This is a genomic window from Lysobacter sp. ESA13C, assembly GCF_019970005.1.
GTDB lineage: Bacteria > Pseudomonadota > Gammaproteobacteria > Xanthomonadales > Xanthomonadaceae > Lysobacter > Lysobacter antibioticus_B.
On record NZ_JAHXYK010000002.1, the window covers coordinates 407,062 to 430,440 of the forward strand.

The 23,379-nt window shown below is 67.2% G+C and carries 17 protein-coding genes; 10 read left to right on the forward strand and 7 right to left on the reverse strand.

The features are described 5' to 3' along the window. Positions 1 to 147: 147 nt before the first annotated feature. Entirely contained in the window at positions 148 to 1,935 is a 1,788-nt protein-coding gene (locus LC490_RS04835; protein WP_223619464.1) for a M14 family metallopeptidase, read from the reverse strand. A 493-nt stretch (positions 1,936 to 2,428) separates the two neighbouring features. On the opposite strand from LC490_RS04835, the gene LC490_RS04840 reads away from it, so the two are divergent. The 3 genes from LC490_RS04840 to LC490_RS04850 all read left to right on the forward strand — a co-directional run bounded on the left by LC490_RS04840 (position 2,429) and on the right by LC490_RS04850 (position 5,679). Continuing rightward, positions 2,429 to 3,055, forward strand: coding sequence for a glutathione S-transferase family protein (locus tag LC490_RS04840; RefSeq protein ID WP_031373164.1), 627 nt, complete (start codon positions 2,429 to 2,431; stop codon positions 3,053 to 3,055). Between the two features lie 253 nt (positions 3,056 to 3,308). Continuing rightward, a complete protein-coding gene (locus LC490_RS04845) occupies positions 3,309 to 4,946 on the forward strand; it encodes an oligopeptide:H+ symporter (protein WP_031373163.1) in 1,638 nt (545 codons plus the stop codon). 112 nt (positions 4,947 to 5,058) lie between these two features. Continuing rightward, positions 5,059 to 5,679, forward strand: coding sequence for a rhomboid family intramembrane serine protease (locus LC490_RS04850; protein ID WP_031373162.1), 621 nt, complete (start codon positions 5,059 to 5,061; stop codon positions 5,677 to 5,679). 104 nt (positions 5,680 to 5,783) lie between these two features. On the opposite strand, the gene LC490_RS04855 is transcribed toward LC490_RS04850, so the two are convergent. Further along, complete coding sequence (locus LC490_RS04855) at positions 5,784 to 5,987, reverse strand: hypothetical protein (RefSeq protein ID WP_031373161.1); 204 nt, start codon at positions 5,985 to 5,987, stop codon at positions 5,784 to 5,786. Between the two features lie 249 nt (positions 5,988 to 6,236). Between LC490_RS04855 and LC490_RS04860 the strand changes: the two genes are divergently transcribed. The 5 genes from LC490_RS04860 to cfa all read left to right on the forward strand — a co-directional run bounded on the left by LC490_RS04860 (position 6,237) and on the right by cfa (position 11,225). Next, positions 6,237 to 7,643: a hypothetical protein gene (locus LC490_RS04860; RefSeq protein ID WP_223619465.1), complete on the forward strand. Its 1,407-nt coding sequence runs from the start codon at positions 6,237 to 6,239 to the stop codon at positions 7,641 to 7,643. Positions 7,644 to 7,777: 134 nt separating this feature from the next. Next, positions 7,778 to 8,053 carry a GNAT family N-acetyltransferase gene (locus LC490_RS04865; protein ID WP_031373158.1) on the forward strand — a complete coding sequence of 92 codons (276 nt, stop codon included), beginning with the start codon at positions 7,778 to 7,780 and terminating at the stop codon, positions 8,051 to 8,053. A gap of 175 nt (positions 8,054 to 8,228) precedes the next feature. Next, on the forward strand, positions 8,229 to 8,942 hold the full coding sequence (locus LC490_RS04870; RefSeq protein ID WP_031373157.1) for a pseudouridine synthase: 714 nt from the start codon (positions 8,229 to 8,231) through the stop codon (positions 8,940 to 8,942). Positions 8,943 to 9,051: 109 nt separating this feature from the next. Further along, on the forward strand, positions 9,052 to 9,879 hold the full coding sequence (locus LC490_RS04875; RefSeq protein WP_223619466.1) for a DUF3298 and DUF4163 domain-containing protein: 828 nt from the start codon (positions 9,052 to 9,054) through the stop codon (positions 9,877 to 9,879). Between the two features lie 209 nt (positions 9,880 to 10,088). Next, complete coding sequence (cfa, locus tag LC490_RS04880) at positions 10,089 to 11,225, forward strand: cyclopropane fatty acyl phospholipid synthase (protein ID WP_223619467.1); 1,137 nt, start codon at positions 10,089 to 10,091, stop codon at positions 11,223 to 11,225. A gap of 147 nt (positions 11,226 to 11,372) precedes the next feature. On the opposite strand, the gene LC490_RS04885 is transcribed toward cfa, so the two are convergent. Next, entirely contained in the window at positions 11,373 to 12,815 is a 1,443-nt protein-coding gene (locus tag LC490_RS04885) for an amino acid permease (protein WP_223619468.1), read from the reverse strand. 250 nt (positions 12,816 to 13,065) lie between these two features. Between LC490_RS04885 and LC490_RS04890 the strand changes: the two genes are divergently transcribed. Beyond that, a complete protein-coding gene (locus LC490_RS04890) occupies positions 13,066 to 14,370 on the forward strand; it encodes a glycerophosphodiester phosphodiesterase family protein (RefSeq protein ID WP_223619469.1) in 1,305 nt (434 codons plus the stop codon). Between the two features lie 416 nt (positions 14,371 to 14,786). Here the strand turns inward: LC490_RS04890 and LC490_RS04895 are convergent, their stop codons facing one another. The 4 genes from LC490_RS04895 to LC490_RS04910 all read right to left on the reverse strand — a co-directional run bounded on the left by LC490_RS04895 (position 14,787) and on the right by LC490_RS04910 (position 22,689). Continuing rightward, on the reverse strand, positions 14,787 to 15,632 hold the full coding sequence (locus LC490_RS04895; protein ID WP_051885362.1) for an NAD-dependent protein deacetylase: 846 nt from the start codon (positions 15,630 to 15,632) through the stop codon (positions 14,787 to 14,789). A gap of 188 nt (positions 15,633 to 15,820) precedes the next feature. Continuing rightward, entirely contained in the window at positions 15,821 to 19,168 is a 3,348-nt protein-coding gene (locus LC490_RS04900; RefSeq protein WP_223619470.1) for a YadA family autotransporter adhesin, read from the reverse strand. Between the two features lie 291 nt (positions 19,169 to 19,459). Beyond that, entirely contained in the window at positions 19,460 to 20,227 is a 768-nt protein-coding gene (locus tag LC490_RS04905) for a winged helix-turn-helix domain-containing protein (protein WP_223619471.1), read from the reverse strand. Positions 20,228 to 20,481: 254 nt separating this feature from the next. Continuing rightward, complete coding sequence (locus tag LC490_RS04910) at positions 20,482 to 22,689, reverse strand: M3 family metallopeptidase (protein WP_031373800.1); 2,208 nt, start codon at positions 22,687 to 22,689, stop codon at positions 20,482 to 20,484. Positions 22,690 to 22,917: 228 nt separating this feature from the next. On the opposite strand from LC490_RS04910, the gene LC490_RS04915 reads away from it, so the two are divergent. Next, positions 22,918 to 23,301 (forward strand): VOC family protein, encoded by a 384-nt coding sequence (locus tag LC490_RS04915; RefSeq protein ID WP_152566390.1) that lies wholly within the window; start codon positions 22,918 to 22,920, stop codon positions 23,299 to 23,301. The last annotated feature ends 78 nt before the right edge of the window (positions 23,302 to 23,379 follow it).

The following is a 23,379-nucleotide window of genomic DNA, read 5'->3' on the forward strand; positions in this document are numbered from 1 at the left end:
GTTCCGGTTGCCCCGCGATAGCGGTTGAGTCCTGGCTTCGGCGGTCGCGGCTTACGCCGCTCCTACACGTGGATGCGAGACGAAAAAACGCGCGGAGCCACTGGGGCTCCGCGCGTTGCGGCTCGTTACTTCAGCGCGCGCCGACGATCAGCGCGGCACCTGCTGCGTACGCACCACCGGGTACTGGTTGTAGCGCACGTCCCAGGCCGAATGCAGACGATAGAAGAAGTCCAGGCGCGCCTGCGGGCTCTTGGCGAAGGCCGGATCGTTGTTGATCTTCGCCTCGAACTCGGCCTTCAGCTTCGGGTCCTTGGCCAGCATCTCGCGCGCCACTTCCTCGGCGACGTAGTCCTCCATGTACTCCTTGCGCTCGAAGGCGTTGTTGAACTCGCCCCAGGCCGCGAGCGAATCGGGCGCCTGCGGTTCCAGCAGGGCCATCACCACGCGCGCCTTGGGCTGGGCGATCGGTACGAACAGCGCGCCGGCGACCAGGCTCTGGTTTTCCGGCTTCCAGGCGCCGCTCAAAGTGGCGCGCTGGTGGCCTTCGACCGATTGCGCGGCGAACTCGGTCTTGTCGGAACGGAAGGTCTCGACCTGCGCATCCTTGAGCGCGGCGCCGAGGCGGCGATAGCTCACGCCGTGCTGGTCGAGCTTGGCCGCGACCCACGGCGCCTGCGCGGCCGGCACCAGGTAGCCGCCGCGCGGTGCTTCGACCACGCGGCTGGGCTGGATGTCGTATTTCAGTTTTACGTTCCAGACCTCGGGCTTGGTCTCGTCGTAGCGGGTCATCAGCGCGCCGGAGACCTCCGACGGCGTGCGCGTATAGGCATAGCCGCGGAAGGCGACGTCGCGGACTTTGTCGGTGGCCTTGTAGTCGAGTGCGACCGGCTGGCCGCCGAGCGCCTGCGCGCGCCGGTCGGCGGCCAGGGCTTCGCGGCGCCAGTCGCTGCCGTGGCCGGCGACCAGTTCGAGCACGTTGACGATGGTGTTGCGGGTGATCCGCACGCGGGTCGGATAGTCCTTCCACGAATGGGTTTCGACCAGCATGCCCAGGCGGTTGCGCAGCGGGATGTAGCCGTTGGAGAAGCGCGGCGGCGGCACCGCGTCTTCGAAGCCCGAGGCCGGGTTGTCGGTTTCGATGAAGGACGGGTAGAACGACACCGGCAGCGAGCCCTGCTTGGCGAGGCGTTCGATCACGCCGTCGCGCAAAGCCAAGCCGGCCGGGCGCAGCGCGGCGTCGCCGGAGTGCACCGGTTCGACCTGGATCGAGACGTCCTGTTCGAACTTGGCGCCGTCGGTGACGTGCAGGTCGATGTAGGCCAACGGGTCCCAGGTGCCGACCAGTTTGAGCATGGCCTGCATTTCGGGCGCATCGGCCTTGAGGTAGTCGCGGTTGAGGTTGTAGTTCTGCGCGGTGGTGCGCCAGCCCATTTCCTCGGGGCCGCGCTGGTTGGGACGATTCCAGCGGCCGAAGCGCTCGTGGCCGTCGATGTTGAACACCGGCACGAACAGCAGCACTTGCTTGTCGAGCGCGCCCGGCGCGGCCTCGCCGTCGAGGATCTGGCGCAGCGCGAGGAAGCCCGCGTCCTTGCCGTCGATCTCGCCGGAGTGGATGCCGCCCTGGATCAGGGTGACCGGCAGCGACTTGGCCTGGGCCTGCGCCGGCGTGAACGCGCCGCTGCGGGTCGCCACCAGCAGCTTCATCGGGCGGCCTTCCGGCGTGGTGCCGAACTCCTCGCAGCGCACCGCGTCGGGGTAGCGCTTGGCGAAGGACGCGCACATGGCGATCACTTCGTCGTAGCGGCCGGTCTTGAGGAAGCCGCTGCGCTCGGCGACGGTGGTCAGGGCGTCGTCGGCTGCGGCGGCATGCAGCGGGGTGGTGGCGGCCGCGAGCAACGCGGCGACCAGGACGGTACGTGTGGCGGTACGTGGCATCGGATCGGTTCTCCCCGGAATCGCTCCGCATGGTAGCGAAGAACCGCACCTCTGGATTGGCCGCGAGGGTCCGATCCGCACGCAAATACGCAGACTGCTGACAGCCTGCTGTCAGGAGGGCGGCTCCGAGGCAAAGGTGGGGGAATGGGTCCGGTGCGACCATGCGATGTGCCGCTTCGGTGGTCGCTCGCGGGCGCAAAGCAAATCCCCCGCGCGATTAGGGTTCGCCACTGCATCGGACTTGCGCAGCGCGCAGCCCCCTTCTTCAAAGGGGGCGACTTTCAGCGAGGCCACTTTCAGAGGGGCGACTTCTGCAGGGGCGACTTTCAGAGGGGCGACTTCATGGGAAGGCGACTTACTCCTGATCTGTCAGCGCTGTTCCCCCTTTGGAAAAGGGGGGCAGGGGGGATTTGCTTTTGCTCCCTCCAACGATCCAACCCCGCAACCGCCATCGCTCCCCTAGACTGTCGCCCTCACTTCCGGAGTCCTCCGCATGTACGCGCTCTACTATTCGCCCGGCACCGCCAGCTTCGTCGTCCATTGGCTGCTCATCGAGATGGGGATCGAGCACGAACTGCGAGCGGTCGATATGGAAGCCCGCGCGCACAAGAACGCCGAGTACCTGGCGCTGAATCCGAACGGAGTGGTACCGACCCTGATCGTCGACGGCCAGCCGCGCTACGAAGCCGCGGGCCTGGCGATGTTTCTCGCCGACCGTCATCCGCAGGCCGGTCTGGCGCCGGCGCTCGACGAGCCGCAGCGCGCCGAATACAACCAATGGATCTTCAACCTCACCAATACCCTGCAATCGCCGTTGCGCCTGTGGTGGTATCCGTGGGACCTGCAGGCCGACGACGAGGCGGTGCGTGCCGGTGCGCAGGCGCGCATCGAGGCCGCGTGCGAACGCCTCGACGCGCAACTCGCCAAGCAGGGCCCGTACCTGCTCGGCGAGCGCCTGAGCGCGGCCGATTTCTACCTGACCATGCTGATGCGCTGGACCCGCAAGATGCCGCGGCCGGCGCACGACTGGCCGCACCTGGGCGCGTTCGCGCAGCGCATGAAGGCGCGGCCGTCCTTCGCCACCGTGTACGAGCGCGAAGGGCTGACCGAATGGGCTTGAAGCGCTGTACGGCGGCAACGCCGGCGATCTGAACGGGCGGGCGGGGCAGGACCGGCCGACCAAGCCGACCTAGCCCAGCCAAACCGGTTCAGGCGGGCCCGGCCGCCGGCCCTGAGCCGGCGGCTGCGGTCAGGCCGGCCGCCGGGGCGATCGGTTAGGCTGTAGGGCTGGACCGCCCGGTCGCCGTCGCGCCCGGGTCCAGCGGGGGCGCTTATCGACCGCCTCCGCGCCCGACCGCCGAGGACTGCCGTAGATGAGCCAAGCCGCCACCGCCCCCGCCACCGCCGATTCGCAGGGCAAAATGCCCCGCCAGATCGGTTTCATCATCGGCAACGAGGCGGCCGAGCGCTTCAGTTTCTACGGCATGCGCAACATCCTGACCTCGTTCCTGGTCGGGACCCTGCTGCTGGCTTCGACCTCCGACCTGGCCGAGCGCGAACACCTCGCCAAGGAGGTGTTCCACAGCTTCATGATCGGCACCTATTTCTTCCCCTTGCTGGGCGGCTGGCTGGCCGACCGCTATTTCGGCAAATACAACACGGTCATCTGGTTCTCGCTGATCTACTGCGTCGGCCATGCCTGCCTGGCGATGTTCGAGCACAGCCAGGCCGGTTTCTATACCGGCCTGTTCCTGATCGCCTTCGGTGCCGGCGGGATAAAACCCCTGGTGGTGTCGTTCTGCGGCGACCAGTTCGACCAGAGCAACAAGCACAAGGCCAAGCTGGTCTTCGATGCCTTCTATTGGACGATCAACTTCGGCTCGCTGTTCGCCTCGCTGCTGATGCCGATCTTCCTGCGCGAGTACGGCCCGAGCATCGCCTTCGGCATTCCCGGCGCGCTGATGTTCCTGGCCACGCTGATCTTCTGGCTGGGCCGCAACCGCTACGTGCGGGTGCCGCCGACCCGCGACGCGCCCGATCCGGACTCCTTCTTCAACGTCGCCCGTACCGCGCTGAGCGCGCGCGTGGCCGGGCAGGGCAATCCCGGCGCGATCGTCGCCGGCCTCGGCGTGGCCCTGGCGGTCGGCGCCCTGGCGCTGACCGCGGTGCCGGCGATGGGCTTCGTCAAGAGCGCCTGCCTGGCGCTGGGCTTGCTGATCGGTTTCGGCGGCTACGGCATTTCCCTGCAGCTCGACCGCGCCCGCGGCAAGCACCCCGACGCCGCGGTCGACGGCGTGCGCGCGGTGCTGCGCATCCTGATCGTGTTCGCCTTCGTGACCCCGTTCTGGTCGCTGTTCGACCAGAAGGCATCGACCTGGGTGCTGCAGGGCCAGAAGATGTTCGTGCCGACCGACCTGTGGTGGTGGCCGACCTGGCTGATCTCCGGCGAAGGCGGCGCGCGCGCCGCGGCCTCGCAGATGCAGGCGATCAATCCGCTGCTGGTGATGCTGCTGATCCCGTTCAACAACCTGCTGCTGTACCCGGCGCTGCGCCGTATCGGCCTGCAGCCGACGCCGCTGCGGCGCATGGGCTTCGGCATCGCGATCTCCGGCCTGTCCTGGATCGTGGCGGCGGTGCTGCAGTTGTATATGGACGCCGGCCACCCCATGTCGCTGGCATGGCAGGTCCTTCCCTACGTGCTGCTGACTCTCGGCGAGGTGCTGGTCTCGGCGACCGCGCTCGAGTTCGCCTACAGCCAGGCCCCGCACGCGATGAAGGGCGTGATCATGGCGCTGTGGTACCTCACCAGCACCTTCGGCAACCTGTGGGTGATGCTGACCAACGCCGCGGTGCGCAACGAAGCGGTGACCACCCACATCGCTGCGACCGGGCTCAGCGAGAACGCCTTCCTGATGTTCTTCTTCGCCGGTTTCGCCTTCGTCGCGGCGGCCGCATTCGCCTTGTACGCGCGCAGCTACCCGATGCAGGACCACTACCGCCAGGCCGCGTGAGCGACGCTGCCAAGCTTGAACGCCCCCATCCGAACCCGCCCGGCGCCGCCGGGCGAGCCGACCTGAGCGAGTCCGGCCCGGCCGGACGCGCCGACGAGAATCCGAACCGATGCTGATCACCCTAATCCTGATCGCCGTGACCGCGCTGGTGACGTGGCAAGCCTTCGAGAAACGCAGCCTGTACGAGCGCCTGGTGCTGTGGCCGCCGGCAATCGAGCGTTTCCGTCAGTACGACCGTCTGTTGACCCACGGCTTCGTGCATGCCGACTGGATGCATCTGCTGTTCAACATGATCACCCTGTATTTCTTCGGCGGCGCGGTCGAGCGCCTGTTCGGCGAAGTCGTCGGGCCGTTCGGCTACGCGTTCTTCTATCTGTCGGCGATCGTGGTCGCGATCCTGCCGAGCTATCTGCGCCATCGCAAGGACGGCGGCTACGTCAGCCTCGGCGCGTCCGGCGCGGTGTCGGCGGTGCTGTTCGCCTTCGTGCTGGTCAATCCCTGGAGCTGGATCATCGTGTTCGTGATCCCGGTGCCGGCCATCGTCTATGCGGTGGCCTATGTCGGCTATTCGTACTGGATGGACAAGCGCGGCCAGGGCAACATCAACCACAACGCGCATTTGTCGGGCGCGATCTACGGTGTGTTGTTCATGCTGCTGATGGAGCCGAATATCTTCTGGATATTCCTGCAGCGGCTCGCGAGCCCGAGCCTGCCGAGTTTCTTCGGCGGCTGAGAAGGGCGGCAGCGGCTTCGGCCGCTGCCATGTCGTATCGCCGCGTCCCCGGATTGCGGCTTTGCGAACGGCGGCTCAGGCCGCCGTTGCCGTTTGAGCGATGCTCAGGACAGGAGCTGCGCGGCATTGACGGCCGTGCCGATCTCGTAGGCTTCGTCGCTGTAAGAGGCGATCAGCCCGGCATAGATCTGGGCATCCAGCCGGCGCAGCTCGGCGGCATCGGGCTCGGCGGTGCGCACGAGTTCATAAAGACGGGTGATATCGGCTTCGGCCTGCTGGTCGTCGTCGAGGGATTTTAAGTAACGCATCTGAGACCCCCTTTGTTTTCACAGTGTGACGTACTTCACATTGAAGCACATTCCATGCCATCGATTTCAAGGGGTTTCGGCGTTCCAAAAGTGACACATCGTGTCAACACCGGGCGGTCAGGAACAGGCGGCTGACGCTCTGGGTCGAGTCTCACCTTTGCTCACCCGTCATGAAGGTCGTGCGTGTTAACAAACAGGCACGGTCCTTGGGGGTGACCGCTCATCCGGAAAAACCGACAGGAGCAGGGCATGGCGATCAAGAAAGCCGGCAAGTCCGTCAGCAAGTCAGTCAGTAAATCGGTAGGCAAGAGCGCCGCGGGCAAGAGCGCGAAGCGCGCAGGCAAGCAGGTTGCGCGCAAGGCCGCGACCAAGGCGGCCAAGAAAACCACGGCCGCGAAGAGCGCGGCGAACAAGCGCCCGGCGAGGAAGGCCGTCGCCAAGAAGGCCGCAAGCAAGAAAGCGCCGGCGAAGAAGGGCGCGGGCAAGACCACCGCCATCAAGAAGGCGGCGGCCAAGAAGGCCGTCTCCAAGAAGACGAGCGCCAGCAAGACGGCGAGCAAGAAGGCGAGCGCCAAGAAGGTTGTCGCCAAGAAAACCAGTGTCAGGAAAGTCAGTGTCAAGAAAGCGCCGGCCAGGCAGGCCGCGGCCGGCAAGCGCGGCGCGGCGCAGACCGCCAGCCGGGTGAACGCCAAGAAAACTATCCCGTCCAAACCCGCCTCGGCCAAGCCGGCTTCGATCAAGCCCGCTTCGATCAAGCCGGCTTCGGTCAAGCAAGCCGTGGGCAAGTCGGCTGCGATCGGGAAAGCGGCGAAAAACACCGCGAAAACGGCGTTGCCGAACAAGGCCAAGCAGGCCGCGCCTGCAGCGAACAAGCCAGCGTCCAACAAACCGGCCGTAAGCAAAACCGTCGTAAGCCAGCCGGCCGCAAGCAAGCTCGTCGCCCAGGCGCCTGCGCCGCGCGCGGCCCGACCGCGGGCGGCGACGCCGGCGGCCCCGTTGGCGCCGTTGATCGACAGCCGCGTCGCGGCAGTGACGCCGACCGATGCGGTCGTCGACACCCCCTTGGTGGCGACGCCGGCGGTGACCGGCGTGCCGGCGAAGGCCGCGGCCAAACCGCGCAAGGCCAAGAAACCGGTCGAGGCCGATACCTCGGCGGCCGGCTCTTCGCCAGCGAGCTCTCTGGTGGCGTCCGCGGCCGCTTCGGAGTCGGCCGCGCCGGCGCTGCAGGCACAAACCCACCGCTCACGGACGTCGCAATCGTCCGGCGCGGCCGGAAGCCTGGTCGCAGCCGGTGCCGCCGCCGAAGCCGAACCGGCCGGCGCCGACACGCCGCAGCGTGAAGATAAGGCCGCGTTGGAGGCGTCCGAGGCCGCCGGCAGCGGCGACGACGAGGGCGGCCGTCCGCGCATCACCCCGGAACAGGCCCTGGCCAACACCCGTCAGTTGCTGGAAGCCAAGCAGGAGCAGGCACGCGAGGCGCAGCCCTGGCAGCAGCTCGAGTCCAAGCACGGCCAGGTGCCGCAGTCGGGCCCGCAGTCGCCCGGTGCGGCGCAAAAGGCCGAGGAACTGCATGCCGCGGAAAGCCGGATGGACGCCATCCAGGGATCGATCGGCACCCAGGACCGGCACAACCAGGGCAAGCGCGATAATCGCTGAGCCCCGGCACCGGGCCGGATACCGGTCCGGTTCGTCGTCCCGGCGGGGGCCGCCCGCGCGGCCCCCGATCGCGGCTCGATATTCTCCAACTGCGGCCCCCGATGGCCGCCCTCATCCGCATCCCAGGTAGACCCATGGCCGTTTCCGTTCGCCACGTTCCCGACCAGCAGCGTTTCCTCACCGAAGTCGACGGGGTGCAGGCCCTGCTCGAATACCACCTCAACGGCGACCAGCTCGTCATCACCCACACCCTGGTGCCGGAGGCGATCGGCGGCCGCGGCATCGCCGGCGACCTGGTCAGGGCGGCGTTCGAATACGCCCGCGAAGCCGGCTACAAGGTCCGCCCGGCCTGTTCCTATGCGGCGGCCTGGATCCAACGCCACCCCGAATACACCGAGCAACTGGGCTGAGGCCCGGCGGCGCGTGGCCCAGGCTGTTGCGCGGGAGGTTTGAGCCAGCCTCGGGCCCGCGCATCGGGCACCCGCCCCTGAATCCGAACGCGGCCAGGGGTCGCCAAGCCGGCGCCGCTGTGCCAGCCTACGCGCCCTTCGCCCGTCTGCTGCCGGTTTCCGGCATCCTGTCTTTATGCGTCTGAACAAACACATCAGCGACACCGGCTTCTGCTCGCGCCGCGAGGCCGACCGCTTGATCGCCGAAGGGCGGGTCACCGTCAACGGCATGCGCGGCGGGGTCGGCGCCGAAGTCGGCGAGGGCGACGAGGTACGCATCGACGGCGAGATCCTGCGCGCGCGCGCGGTGGTCAAGGGCAAGCGCCAGCACGTCTACATCGCCCTCAACAAGCCGGTCGGCATCGTCTGCACCACCGAGTCGACGGTCAAGGAAAACATCGTCGACTTCGTCGGCCACGAGCGCCGCATCTTCCCGATCGGCCGCCTCGACAAGGATTCCGAAGGCCTGATCCTGCTGACCAGCAACGGCGACATCGTCAACGAGATCCTGCGCGCCGAGAACAAGCTGGAAAAGGAATACCTGGTCGCGGTGAACCACGAGGTCACCCCCGAGTTCCTGCGCGGCATGGGCCGCGGCGTGCCGATCCACGGCCAGACCACCTTGCCGTGCAAGACCGGCAAGCTCGGCCGCTTCGGTTTCCGGATCGTGCTGGTGCAGGGCTTGAACCGGCAGATCCGCCTGATGGCCGCGCACTTCGGTTTTCGGGTCAAGCAACTGCTGCGCGCCCGTATCGGCAACGTCAAACTGGGCCATCTCAAGCCCGGCCAGTGGCGCAACCTGACCGACCAGGAACTGCAGGGCCTGTTGCCCCACCGCAACGAGTGGTGAACGGCGCCGCGGATAGCGGCGGACCGAGGGCGATCTAGATGTGGACGTCACGCTTTGCGCGATAATGTCGCGCGAAACAACCATGGACGTCTGCCAAAAGGATTGCTGTATGAAGCGTGTCATCGCCGTCTCCCTGCTTGCGCTGGCCCTGGCGGCCTGCAAGAAAGAAGCCTCGCCTCAGCCCGGCGTGGCGCCGGCCGACCCGGCCTCGACCTTGCCGGCACCGGTGGTCGTCGCGGACGCACCGGTCGAGCTCAAGGAAGTCGTCGAGACCACGCCGAACTACGTGGTCGGCATCACCTACGACACGCAGGCGGCGAAATACCCGGGCCTGGCGAAAGAGCTCAAGACCTACGCCGACCAGGCGCGCGCCGAGCTGATCGAGTCGGCCAACGGGCGCACCGCGAAAGAAAACCCGTCGCCGTACGAGTTGTCGCTGACCTTCAACGACATCCTCGACACGCCCGACCTGGTGGCGGTGTCGGCCGACGGTAGCAGCTACACCGGCGGCGCCCATGCCGCGCCGCTGATCGCGCGCTTCGTCTGGTTGCCCAAGCAGAACAAGCAGCTCAAGGCCGCCGAGCTGGTGCCGCAGAAGCAAGGCTGGGACGCGATCTCGCGCTATGTCCGCGAGCAACTGCACTCGGCCCTGTCGCAGCGCATCGACGCCGACGACCCGGCGCCGGCCGTGCGCGCCGAACAAATGGAGACCGGCGGCCGCATGATCGACGACGGCACCTCGGCCGACCCGGCCAACTTCGCCATGTTCGAACCGGTCCGGGCCGCCGACGGCAAGCTCAGCGGGCTCAAGTTCGTGTTCGCCCCGTACGAGGTCGGCCCGTATTCGGACGGTACCCAGACCGTCGAGGTGCCGGCGTCGGCGCTGCTGCCGCACGTCGCGCCGCAGTACCGCGCGATGTTCAGCGGCGGAGGTTGAGCGCCGCCGCGGCCCGGCGGTCCGACCGCCGCCGGAGCGCGCGCGAAACAGCCAAGCCCGGCACATCGCGCGACGAGGCGTTTGTTATGGTGCGGCGACGCGGCAGGCAGGCGCGCTGCCCCGGAAGCGTGGTCCAGGGAACAGCGGGTCGATCAGCGCCGTGATCCGCAGGCAGTGCCGAGCGTTTCAACGACCGAGCCGAGGCCGACATGTCCGTTGCGTCGCTGCGTAAACGAGTCGAGGGGTTGCTGGAACTGGCCGACGTGCGCGTCGGCGGCCAGCGGCCCTGGGACATCCGCGTCGAAGACGAGGAGTTCTACTCCCGGGTGATGGCGCAAGGCTCGCTCGGCCTGGGCGAGTCCTACATGGAGGGCATGTGGCATACCGACTCGCTTGACGAGATGCTGGTGCGCCTGATGCGCGCCCATGTCGACGAGCAGGTCCACGGCTGGGCAGCGATTCTCGACGGCCTGCGTGCGCACCTGGTCAATCTGCAGAGCCACCGCCGCAGCTTCACCATCGGCGAGCGCCATTACGACCTCGGCAACGACCTCTACCGGGCCATGCTCGGCAAGCGCCTGGTCTATAGCTGCGGCTATTGGCGCGACGAGCGCGGCCAGCCGCTGCACGACCTGGATGCGGCGCAGGAGGCCAAGCTCGACCTGGTCTGCCGCAAGCTCGGCCTGCGCCCGGGCATGCGCGTGCTCGATATCGGCAGCGGTTGGGGCGAGGCCTTGAAGTTCGCCGCCGAGCGCTACGGCATCCGCGGGGTCGGCGTGACCGTGTCGCGCGAGCAGGCCGATCTGGCCGACGAGCTCTGCGCCGGGCTGCCGATCGAGTTCCGCCTGCAGGACTACCGCGAGCTCGACGAGCCCTTCGACCGGATCTTCTCGCTCGGCATGTTCGAGCACGTCGGGGTCAAGAACTACGCCGGTTATTTCGACGTCGCCCGCCGCTGCCTCAAGCGCGACGGCTTGTTCCTGCTGCACACGATCGGCGGCAACCGCTCGGTCACCCATTCCGACCCGTGGATCGCCAAATACATCTTCCCGAACTCGATGCTGCCCTCGGCCAAGCAGATCGCCGAGCACGTCGAAGACCGTTTCGTGATCGAGGACTGGCACAACTTCAGCGCCGACTACGACCTGACCCTGCAGGCCTGGCGCGACAACGTCGAGCGCGGTTGGGAACATCTGGATACGGCGCGCTACGACGAGCGCTTCCGGCGCATGTGGCGGTTCTATCTGGCCGCCTCGATGGCGACCTTCCGCAGTCGCCACGCGCAGCTGTGGCAGTTGGTGCTGTCGCCCGACGGCGTGCCGGGCGGTTACATCGCGCCGCGGTGAGGGGCGGGAGGAGAAGTGAGCGGGAGGAGTGAGAAGTGAGCAGAGACAATCAGAAGTGAGCAGAGAGGAGTAAGAAGTGAGCGAAAAGCCGCTCTTGCCTTTACTCATTCCTCACTTCTCTCAACTCACTTCTGCGTTTGTGTCAACTCACTCCTGCACCTCGGCCGCCAGCTTGCTGTGGCGCATGCCGTAGCCGAAATAGACCAGCAGGCCCAGGCTGACCCAGACCAGGAAGATCAGCCAGGTGATCGCGGCCAGCTCGGACAGCAGCCAGATCGAGAAGCCGATGCCGATCAGCGGGATCAGCGGCACCAACGGCGTGCGGAAGGCGCGGTGCAGGTCGGGCTTGCGCACGCGCAGCACCCACACCGAGGCGCAGATCACGATGAAGGCCGAGAGCACGCCAATGTTGACCAGCTTGGCGACCTCGCCGATCGGCAGGAAGCCGGCAACCAGGGCGGTGAAGATGCCGAGCACGATGGTGGGGCGGTGCGGCGTGCCGTACTTGGGATGGATCTTGGCGAACCAGCCCGGCAGCAGGCCGTCGCGCGACAGCGAGAACCAGATGCGCGCGGCGCCGAGCATGAAGGCGAACAGCACGCTGGCGATGCCGATCACTGCCGAGATCGAGATGGCCGCGGCGATCCACGGCAGGCCGAGGCGGGTGAAGGCTTCCGAGACCGGGGCGTCGCCGCCGAGGGTGGTGTAGGGCGCGATGCCGGTCAGCACCAGCGACACCGCCAGATACAGCACCATCGACACGCCCAGCGACAGCAGCACCGCGCGCGGCAGATCGCGTTGCGGGTTCTTGGACTCCTCGGCGGCGGTGGTCAGGGTGTCGTAGCCGAACACCGCGAAGAACACCACCGCGGCGGCGGTCGCCACGCCTTGCAGGCCGAAGTGGCCGACGCCGTTGGCGTCGACGACGCGTTCGGGAATGAACGGCACCCAGTTGGCCGGGTCGATGTAGAACGCGCCGACGCCGATCACCAGCACCACCGCGATGACCTTGATCGCGACGATCAGGGTGTTGAAGCGCGCGCCCCATTCGGTACGGAACACCAGCAAGGCCGACACGCCGATCGTGGCCAGGGCCGCGATCAGGTTGAAGACGCGGCCTTCGCCGGTGCCGATGGCGCCTTGCGCCCATACCGGCAGATGGAAGCCGGCGCTGCCGAGCAGGGCCTGCACGTAGCCGGACCAGCCGATCGCGACCACCGCCACGATCAGCGCGTATTCGAGCAACAGGTCCCAGCCGATCAGCCAGGCCGGCAGCTCGCCCAAGGTGGCGTAGCTGTAGGTGTAGGCGCTGCCGGTGACCGGGATCATGCCGGCGAACTCGGCGTAGCACAGCGCCGCCGCGGCGCTGGCGATGCCGGCGAGCAGGAAGGCGAGGGCGACCGCGGGGCCGGCGTTGGTGGCGGCTTCGTGGCCGGCGAGGACGAACACGCCGACGCCGATGATGCCGCCGATGCCGATCGCGGTGAGCTGCCAGAGCCCGAGTACGCGGCGGAAATCCGTACGTTTGCTGGCCTCGGCCTGCAGTTGTTCCACCGACTTGTGCCGGAATACCTTGGCCACCAGGCTCATCGAACGCTCTCCCCGAATGATCGCCGCATCATAGCGGCTGCGGCGGGCCGCGCTTCAATACGGGACCGTTCTGGGGCGGGATCGTCAAATCGCGGCAATGCCCATGCCTGATGATGGCCGGCCTGATGATGGCCGGCCCGACGATGGCGGGTCGGGCGCGCCTGTCGCGTCGGCACTGCGCCGGCGCCGGCACGCGGGCCGGCCGGCGTGGACGCGCCTGGATGCATACGAACTAGCGGAGAATCGACCGGTGAAGCGCAGTACATCTCTTAGACTGGCCTGGATCGTCTGCGGCGCGCTGGCCGGCGCGGCAGCGAACGCCACGCCCGCCCCCGTCGCTCCGGAGTCCTCGTCCGCCGTGCAGACCGCCGATAGCCCGCGCCTGATCGTGATCGCCCACCGCGGCGCCAGCGGTTATCGCCCCGAGCACACGCTAGAAGCCTATCGCCTGGCGATCCAGCAGGGCGCCGACTTCATCGAACCGGACCTGGTCGCGACCCGCGACGGCGAATTGGTGGTCCGCCACGAGAACGAGATCTCCGGCACCACCGACGTCGCCGACCACCCGGAGTTCGCCGACCGCCGCGTCAGCAAGGTCATCGACGGCGAGCGCCTCACCGGCTGGTTCACCGAAGACTTCACCCTGGCCGAACTCAAGACCCTGCGCGCACGCGAACGCATCCCGCAGATCCGCCCCGGCAACACGCGCTTCGACGGCCGGTTCGAGATCGCGACCCTGCGCGAGGTGATCGCTCTGGCCAAGGAGCACAGCCGCGACGGCCGCGTCATCGGCATTTATCCCGAGACCAAGCATCCGACCTGGTTCGCCCTCGAAGGCAAGCGCATCGACGGCACGCCGATCCAGGTCTCGCTCGGCGAGAAGCTGGTGCAGACCTTGGTCGCCGAGGGCTTCACCGACCCGGCGCGGGTTTACATCCAGAGTTTCGAGGTCGCCAACCTGATCGAGCTCAAGCGCAGGATCCTGCCGAGGGCCGGCATCGACCTGCCGCTGGTGCAGTTGTACGGCGACTTCGAGCGCGACCGACCCTACGACTTCGTCTACCACCTCGCGCACGGCAGCGACCTGAGCGCGATCTATGGCGATCTGGGCACGGCGATCCCGGGCGGCATCGGCGCCGGCACCGGCTATGCGGCGCTGACCGAAACCGCGGCGCTGAGCTGGATGCGGACGCACTACGTCGCCGGCCTGGGCCCGTCCAAGAGCAGCCTGCTGCCGCGCGTGGCCCTGCCGGCCAAGCGCGATGCCGACGGCGACGGCCATGCCTTGCTGACCACCCGCAACACCGGTTTCGTCCATCCGGTGCTCGGCCGCGCCTTGCAGCTCGGCTTGCAGGTGCACCCGTATACGGTGCGCGCCGAGGAACCCTTCCTGAGCCAGACCGCCAACGGCGTGGTCCAGAGCGCGCTCGGCGAGGCCCTGCAGCTCTACGCCCTGGGCGTGCAGGGCTTCTTCATCGACCAGCCCGACATCGGCGTGGCCGCGCGCAAGCTGTTTCTCGAACACAGCCGCATCGATCGGCGTCCGACGCCCTGAGGCCGCCGCGCCGCCGCTTCTGGGTAGGAGCGGCGTAAGCCGCGACAGAACGAAGCGGTGAAATACCACGTCTTCGTCCGCAGCCAGGGTCTGCGGCATACGAAAAAACAGACGCCGATTGTCTGGGCTTCGGTTGCGGCGCTGGCGTTAACTTCTTGCGCCGGACGTTCTAAGCGATAGCGCACCGCTGCCGGGTAGGAGCGGCGCGAGCCGCGATAGAGCGAAGCGGTGGAATACCACGTTGTTGTCCGCAGTCAGGGGCTGCGACATACAAAAAAAACAAGCGCCGATTGTTTGGGGCTTCGGTCGCTTCGCTGGCGTCAACTTCTTCGGTTGGTCGCGGCTTACGCCGCTCCTACCGTCGGCGTAGCGTAAGCCGATTCCCGATTCCCGATTCCCGATTTCCGATTCCCGAGTCAGCCCAACGCCGCCTGCAAGGTCGCCGAGCAATCGGCTTCGAGCTTGAGCGTGGCGATGTCGTCGGCGCGGGTCACGCCGCGGTTGAGCAGGGCCAGCGGCAGGCCGGCCTCGCGCGCTGCGCGGGCGAAGCGGAAGCCGGAATAGACCATCAGCGACGAACCCACCACCAGCATCGCGTCGGCTTCGGCCAGGGCCTGCTGGGCCGCGGCGACGCGCGCGCGCGGCACGTTTTCGCCGAAGAACACCACGTCGGGCTTGACCATGCCGCCGCAGTGGCCGCACACCGGCGTGGCGAAGCGCTCGAACTCCAGGCCTTCCAGGTCGGCGTCGCCGTCGGGCAGGACCGCCGCGTCGAGGTCGACCCAATCCGGATTGCGTTCGGCCAACTCGGCTTGCACCGACTCGCGCGCACGCCGCGCGCCGCAGTCGAGGCAGACGATCTCGTCCAGGCAGCCGTGCAGATCGACCACGTCGCGGCTGCCGGCACGTGCGTGCAGGCCGTCGACGTTCTGGGTCACCAGCGCATGCGGGCCGTCGCGTTCCTGCCAACGCGCCAGCGCCTGGTGGCCGCTGTTCGGCCGTGCGCCGGCGAACGAAGGCCAGCCGACGAAGCTGCGCGCCCAGTAACGGGCACGGGCGCGGGCGTCGCCGACGAAGGCGCGGAAATCGATCGGCGGCTTGCGCTGCCAGGCGCCGTTCTCGTCGCGGTAATGCGGGATGCCCGAGCCGGTGCTGAGGCCGGCGCCGGTCAGCACGAACACCCGGCGGTGCGGGCGCAGCCACTCGTACAGGGCCTGTGCGGCGGTGTGCGCATCGCGGGTGTCGGCGGCGTTCGGATTCATTCGGGACGTGATCGCAGGCGGGACAGGGCTGTGGGTTAGATGGCGGCGATGCGGTGGCTATCCAAGGTCGGCGCCGCGCCGCGGCAGCGACGGTCTGGCAAAAAGAAGACCGCCCGAATCGCTTCGGGCGGCCTGGCGTACCACGGCGGGGCGCGCGCGGTCGCCGGGGGGAGGTCAGGTTTCCGGGCTCACCACATCAGGCCGGCGCCGACGGTCACGCCGACGTCGCCCTTGGAGTTGCTGTTGCCGGAGAATTTATAGACCCAACGGCCGTCTTCGCTGATCGTCGAGACGCCGATCGCGAAGCCGGTTTCGCCGCGGAACGAGCTTGCCGCGATCGCCGCCATGCTCTTGCCGGGCATGTAGGACTGCGGCAACCCCGCGACCGCCATCGCCGAAGCGACGCCGGCGCTGGCCTTGTCGTCGAGCTGGCCGATCTCGCGGCGCAGGCCGTTGCCCCAGTTGTCGGTGTACTGGTTGGAGGTGGTGATGGCGCGGTTGACGCCGTCGTTGAGCTGCTGGACGTTGACCGCATCGGTGTTGGAGGTGCCGGCGCGGACGTTGCGGATCTGCACCGAACTGCCGCCGTTGTTGAGGGTCACCTGGGTGGTGTTGACGCTGCCGTCGACGTTGGTGTCGTAACGCACCGTGCCGGCCTGCGAGGAGCGCAATTGGGCGACGTTGACGGCGTCGTTGTCCTGGCTGCCGGCGGCGACGTTGACGATCTGGCGCTGCGCGCTAGCGGTGCCCACCGAGACGGTGTTGGCGCGGTCGGCCACCGCGCCCTGGCCGAGCGCGACCGCGCCCGACGCCGTCACGCTGGCGCTTTCGCCGACCGCGACCGCATTGGTCGCGCTGGCCGAGATGCTGCTATTGGCGCCGACCGCGGTGCTGCCGTCGGCGTTGACCCGGGCGTTGCCGCCGATCGCGGTGTCGTTGTCGCCGGCAGCGTAGGCATCGCCGCCGATCGCGACCGCATGCTGGCCCATGGCGCTGGCGCTGGCGCCCGCGGCGATCGCGCGCGTGCCGGCGCCGACCGTGGCGTTGCCGGTGCCGTCGATGGCGATGCGAGGTTCGGGGGTACTGCCCGGCGGCAGGTTGTCGATGCGGTTGTTGATGTTGGTCAGGCTGGCATCGACCGCGGCGAAGGCCGCGCCGACGTCCTGGTAGCTGCCGCCTTGCACGGTGAAGCTCGGTGCGCCGAAAACGCCGCCGCTGAAGCTGGCGCCGGCGCCGAAGATCGAGGCGATGCCGTCGCCGAAGCCTTGCACCTGGCCGCCGTTGACGGCCTCGAGGCTGCCGGCGGCGATCTGGCCGTTGGCGACGTTGTCCAGGGTGGTGCCGGTGCCGGCGGGGCCGCGCAGGGTGGCGCGGGTGTAGTCGGGGTTGCCGCTGCCGTCGTCGTCGTACTTCACCGCGAAGGCATCGTTGCCGGCCAGGCCGCCGTCGAGCGCGCTCAGCGCCGCGCCGACGTCGTTATAGGTATTGCCGCCGATGACGTAGTTGGGCGCGGTGAAGCCACCGCCGATGTTGAAGGTGGCGCCGCCGCCGAACAGCGCCGCGGTCGAGGTGCCGAGGCTGAACAACTGGCCGCCGTTGACCGCCTGCAGGCTGCCGGCCGCGATTGCGCCGCCGGCGAGGTTGTCGATCACGGTGCCGGCCGGGCCTTGCAGGGTAACGTTGCCGTAGTCGGGGTTGCCGCTGCCGTCGTCGTCGTAGCGCACGGCGAAGGCGTTGCTGCCGGTCAGGCCGCCGTCGAGCGCGGTCAGCGCGGCGCCGACGTTGTTGTAGCTGTTGCCGCCGATGACGTAGTTCGGCGCGGTGAAGGTGCCGCCGGCGTTGAAGGTGGTACCGCCGCCGAACAGGTTCGCCACCGAGGTGCCGATGCCGAATATTTGGCTGCCGTTGATGGCGTCGAAGCTGGCGGCGGCGATCTGGCCGGCGGCGAGATTGCCGATCAAGGTGCCGGTGCCGGCCGGGCCGCGCAGGGTCACGTTGCCGTAATCGGGATTGCCGAGGCCGTCGTCGTCGTATTGCACGGCGAAGGCATCGGCGTTGGCCATGCCGGCATTGACCGCGGCGAATGCGTCGCCGGCGTTGTTGTAGCCGTTGCCGTCGATGATGAAGTTCGGCGCGGTCACGGTGCCGTCGGCCGCCACCGAGGCGCCGGCGCCGAGGCGCTGCGCATTGGACTGGCTGATCGCGAAGATCTGGCTGCCGTTCACCGCCTGGGTGCTGCCGGCGGCGATGACGCCGGCACCGAGGTTGGAGATGACGGTGCCGCCCGGGCCCTGCAGGGTGACGTTGCCGAAGTCGGGCGTGCCGCCGAGGTCGTCGTACTTGACCGCGAACGGATCGGCCGCGGCGTTGGCCAGCGCGCCCTGCAATTGGGCCACGTTGACCGCATCGGTGCCGGTGCTGCCGGCTGCGACGTTGGTCAGCTTGCGGGTCGAGCCGGCTGCGCCGATCGAGACTTCGCCGGCCGAGGTCTGCGGCGCGACCAGGCCGAACGCGGTGTAGCCGCTCTGCGCGCCGATCGCGGTGCTGGAGCCGGCGCCGAGCGCGACGCTGTTGGCGTGGGTCGAAGTCGCGCCGAAGCCGAGGATGGTCTGGCGGTTGGCGTTGCCGAAGCTGTTGTCGCCGATCACCACCGAATTGCCCAGGCGCGCGGCGTAGTTGGTGTCGGGGCCGCCGACGAAGCCCTGCGAGGCCGCGGTGACGGTCGGCAGCTGATGGCGGGCGTTGGTGCCCATGACGATGGTGTTGGAGCCGTTGGCATAGCTGCCGTCGCCGATGATGACCTGGTTGTTCTGCGCGGCATTGGTGCTCCAGGTGCAGGCCAGGCCGATGATCACGCACGAGGCGTTGTTGTTGTTGCCGGTGTAGTTGCTGTCCTGGAACTGGATGTAGCTGTCGGACTGCACCGCGCCGATCAGAGTCAAATGGTTCGCGGGTTGGTTGCCGTCCAGGTCGAGTACGTTCGGCGCCTGCACCAGGTTGAGGATCAGCGACAGATACGAATAATTGAAGTTGGCGCGATCGATGGTCAGGCAGCCGCTGCCGAGCAGGCCGCAGGCCTGGTAGTCGTTGCCGAGCAACCAGTTGCTGAGATAAGCGCTGATGCCGGGCAGACTGTTGTTGGCCGGGTCGGGCGGTTGGATCACGCTCATCGGCGAGGCCATGCCGCCGTCGTCGAAGGCCATCGAATCCCAGGTGGAACTGTTGGGTATGCCATCGAACACCAGCGGCAGCAGCGGTGCTTCCTCGTCGAGCAGTTCATCGCTGGCGATCGGTTGTTCGCCGTTGGAAGACGAGGTGTCTTCGCTGCTTTCGATCGCGGGCGCGGCCAGTGCGGAGCCGTCTTCGGCGGCGCTGGCGAACAAGGGCGTGGCGGCCAGGCCTAGCGCGAGGCACCAGCAGGCGGTCGATCGAAACAGGGGTGTGCGCATCGTTCGCAGGCCGTGGGTGCGGATGTCGTGCGTGGCTGCCGATGCGGTGGTCAGAAGCATTCCGTTCTGCGTGTCGCGCTGATTCATGGCAACAGTCTCCGTCTACGATCGTTGCGGTGAGCCGATCGATAGCGCAGGACGGAGCGCACGCCAGCCGGCCGTTATGGCCGCGATTCGTTCTTCGTCCCCGGGTATCGCTGCTGCCGCGTTCGCTGGCACGGCAGGCATCGGTTGATGCAGGCTAGGTAGCCCATCTACGCAATACACTCATGCAGCATCACCTTCACTCACGCGAGATCACGCAAGCGAGTATGTGATTTGGACAGTTGTCGACGTCGGCCGCCCCCTGCGGCCGCTATGAAAGTCCGCAGTGACTATTCAATTGTTCGCGCGCACGATGGTGCACAGATAACCCATGCCGCGCACGGCGCGCAGAGGCAACGGCAAGGGGCTCATCAGCGCGACTTTCTTGCGCAGACGATAGATCAGCATTTCCAGGCGGTGCGGGTCGAAATCGTAGACATCGCTGGTCAAGGAACCGATCAGACTGTCGTGCGAAACCGGATGGCCGCCGGCGCCGGTATTGACCAGGCGTAACAAGACACTGCGCTCGGGCGCGCTGAGGTCGATCGAAGATCCGTCCGGCGTGCGCAGGGTCCAACCGTCGAGGGCGAGTTCCCATTCGCTCAGGCCGGCGCTGCTGCGCGACGGCATCGCACGCATGTGGTGTTGCAGGCTGTGCATCGCGGTGATGACTGCGGCGAGTCCGTCGAGGTCGACCGGTTTGGGGAAACAAGCGTCGGCGATCTCGCGATAGGACTCGGTCTGGCAGCCGTTGCCGGCATCGGCATCGAGCATGACGATGCCGATGTCGGAATGTTGGCGCAGGTGCAGGGCGACCGTGCGCGGATTGTCGTCGGGCAGGTCGCTGGCGATCACTGCGATATCGCAGGGCGAACTGAGCAGGTTGCGGTATAGCGCGGTGGCGTTCGCGCATTCGACGACGGCGAACTGGCGCATCTGCAGCGAATGCAGGATCTGTTGTCTCAACATCGGGTCGCGTTCGACCAGCGCGATGCGTCGGTCGTTGCGGTTGGAACTGGAACCGGACGAGCTTGCGGCTTGGACCACGGAGATGGCGGCCATCCTGATGTCCCCTGTTGATCGAAATCCTGTCGTTTCGCTTGCGCGCACCGACGCCGTCGATATCCAAAATCAGGTTAGTTGGGCTCCACTTGGACCGAATGTGACATAAGTCGAGCTTCGTCGAAAGTGCGGAAATTCTTTGGAAATCTTTAGATCGTGATAACGGTGGTTATGTGCCTTCCAACGACAAAAAGGCCGCCCACCGGACAGGTGGGCGGCCTTTTGCGTTGCAAAACCTGAAGGGCGGGCTTGAATTATTTATTCTTGGGTTCGCCGGCCGCCGGGGCGGTCAGGCCGCGGCGCTCCAGCAGGGGCTCGATCTTCGGCTCATGCCCGGCAAAATCGCGGAACAGCTGCAGGGCGTCCTTGCTGCCGCCGCGCGAGAGCAGGGTGGCGCGGAAGCGGTCGCCGTTCTCGCGGGTCAGGCCGCCGTGCTGCTTGATCCACTGCACCGTGTTGGCGTCCAGCACTTCCGACCAGATGTAGGCGTAGTAGCCGGCCGCGTAGCCGCCCATGATGTGGCTGAAGTACGGGGTGCGGTAACGCGGCGGCACCGGCGTGTAATAGATGCCGTCCTTCTTCAGCGAAGCGGTCTCGAAGGGCATCACGTCCTTGGCCTTCGGCACCTGGGCGGCGTCGCCGATCTGGTGCAGGTTCTGGTCGAGCATGGCCGCGCCGAGGTACTCGGTGGTGGTGAAGCCCTGGTTGAACTTGGAAGCGGCCAGGACCTTGTCCAGCAGTTCCTTCGGCATCGGCTCGCCGGTCTGGTAGTGCTTGGCGTAGTTGGCCAGCACCGACGGCCAGTCGGCCCACATCTCGTTGACCTGCGAGGGGAACTCGACGAAGTCGCGCGGCACGCTGGTGCCGGAGAAGTAGGGGTACTTCACGTTCGAGAACATGCCGTGCAGGGCATGGCCGAACTCGTGGAACATGGTGGTGACCTCGTCCCAGGTCATCAGGGTCGGCTTGCCGGCCGGCGGCGCCGGGATGTTGAGGTGGTTGGCCACCACCGGCAGGGTGCCGAACAGTTCCGACTGGTCGACGTAGGAGTTCATCCAGGCGCCGCCGCGCTTGGAATCGCGCGCGTACATGTCGGCGATGAAGATCGCCAGCTGCTTGCCGTCGGCGTCGAACACGTCGTAAACGCTGGTGTCCGGGCGGTACAGCGGCAGGTCGGTGCGCTGCTTGAACTTCAGGCCGTAGAGCTGGCCGGCGGCGTAGAACACGCCGTTCTCGAGCACGTTCTTCATCTCGAAGTAGGGCTTGAGCTGGGCTTCGTCGAAGGCGAACTTTTCCTTGCGAACCTTCTCGGCGTAGAACGCCCAGTCCCAGGGCTCGAGCTGGAAGCTCTTCTCGCCCTTGGCGGCCTGTTCCTTGTCGATCATCGCCTGCAGGTCGGCGGCTTCGCGCTTGGCGTTGGCGACCGCGGCCGGGGCGAGTTGGCCGAGCATGTTGTTGACCGCCTCGGGGTTCTTGGCGGTCTCGTCCTCGAGCACGTAGGCGGCGTAGTTCGGGTAGCCCTGCATCTTGGCGCGTTCGGTGCGCAGGGTGACGACCTTGGACACCAGCGCGGTGTTGTCGAAGGCGTTGCCGCGGCTGTTGCGCGCGACCGAGGCCTTGTGCAGCTTCTCGCGCAGGGCGCGGTTGGTCAGGTCGGTTTCCGGGGGCTGGCCGGTGGTGTTGAGCAGGGTCAGCAGGTACTTGCCTTCCAGCTTGCGCGCCTTGGCCGCTTCGGCCGCGGCGGCGATGCGCTCGTCGGACAGGCCGTCGAGTTCGGCCTTGCTGTCGACGACGATGGCCGAGTCCTTGACCTCTTCGAGCACGTTCTCGCTGAACTTGGCGCCCAGTTCGGCCAGTTCGGCGTTGATCGCCTTCAGACGGGTCTTCTGCGCGTCGCTGAGGTTGGCGCCGCCGCGGACGAAGTCGGTGTAGTAACGCTCGACCAGGCGCACGCCCTCGGCGTCCAGGCCCAGCGAATCGCGCTGGCCGTACAGGGTCTTGATGCGTGCGAACAGCTTGGGATTGAGGTTGATCGCATCGCGGTGGGCCGACATCTTCGGCGCGTATTCCTGCATGAGCTTCTGCCGCACCGGGTTGGTGTCGGTGCTCATCAGGTTGAAGAAGGTCGAGGTCGAGCGGGCGAGGATGCGGCCCGAACGCTCCAGCGCCAGGATGGTGTTGTCGAAGCTCGGCGCGTCGGCGCTGTTGGCGATCGCGTCGATTTCCTTGAGCTGGTCGGCCATGCCGCGATCGAAGGCGGGCGCGAAATCGGCGTCCTTGATCTTGTCGAACTGCGGGAACTGCAGCGGCAGCGGGCTCTCCTGGAAGAACGGGTTCGCGTTCGATTGAGCGTTGGCGGTCACGGCTTGGTCTGCTTTGGTCTGGGCCTGGGCATTGTGGGCAAGGCTGGTACCGGTGGCGAACAGGGCCACGGCCAACGCCAGCGCGAGGGGATGCTTCATCGTGCGGAACCTCGTCAATAGGAACCTTAAAGCCTAACCGACCCCGGGCAGGGGCGGCCCGTGACGAAAGGCATGGCCGCCCGGGGCGGGCCCGCGAGGCCGGGCAAAGCATGACCAAGGGGCCAGGTTCGCCGGCGGCGGCCGGTTTACACTCCGGCGCAGTTCATCAGGGAGCGGGGCGATGGCGCAGGGCAGCCGGCACACAGGACGGGCGTCAGGACGGGCCTCGTGACGGCGCCGAGCGCACAGCGTTTCGTGCCGATGCTGCACGTCGCCCAGGTGCCGCGCGCGGTAGCCTTCTACGCCACCTTCGGCTTCGCTATCGGCAACGCCCACTACGAGCCCTCCTGCGGCGACGATCCGGTCTGGGTCTCGCTGCAGAGCCCCGGCGGCGCCGAGCTGATGCTGGTGCTGGCCGACGGGCCGGTCGACGACACCGTTCAGGCGGTGCTGTTCTACGTGTATTGCGACGACGTCGCGGCGATGCGCGAGCGCGTGCTCGCCGCAGGTATCGACGCCGGCGCGATGGCCTATCCGTTCTACCGCCCCAAGGGCGAGTTCCGGGTCAGAGACCCGGACGGTTACGTCCTGATGGTCACGCATCACGACTGAAAGCTTTCGCACTCCAGTTAAAGCTTTTGCATTCCAGGTTTCTGCCTATTCCATGCTGTTTCTTCCGGAGCACGATCC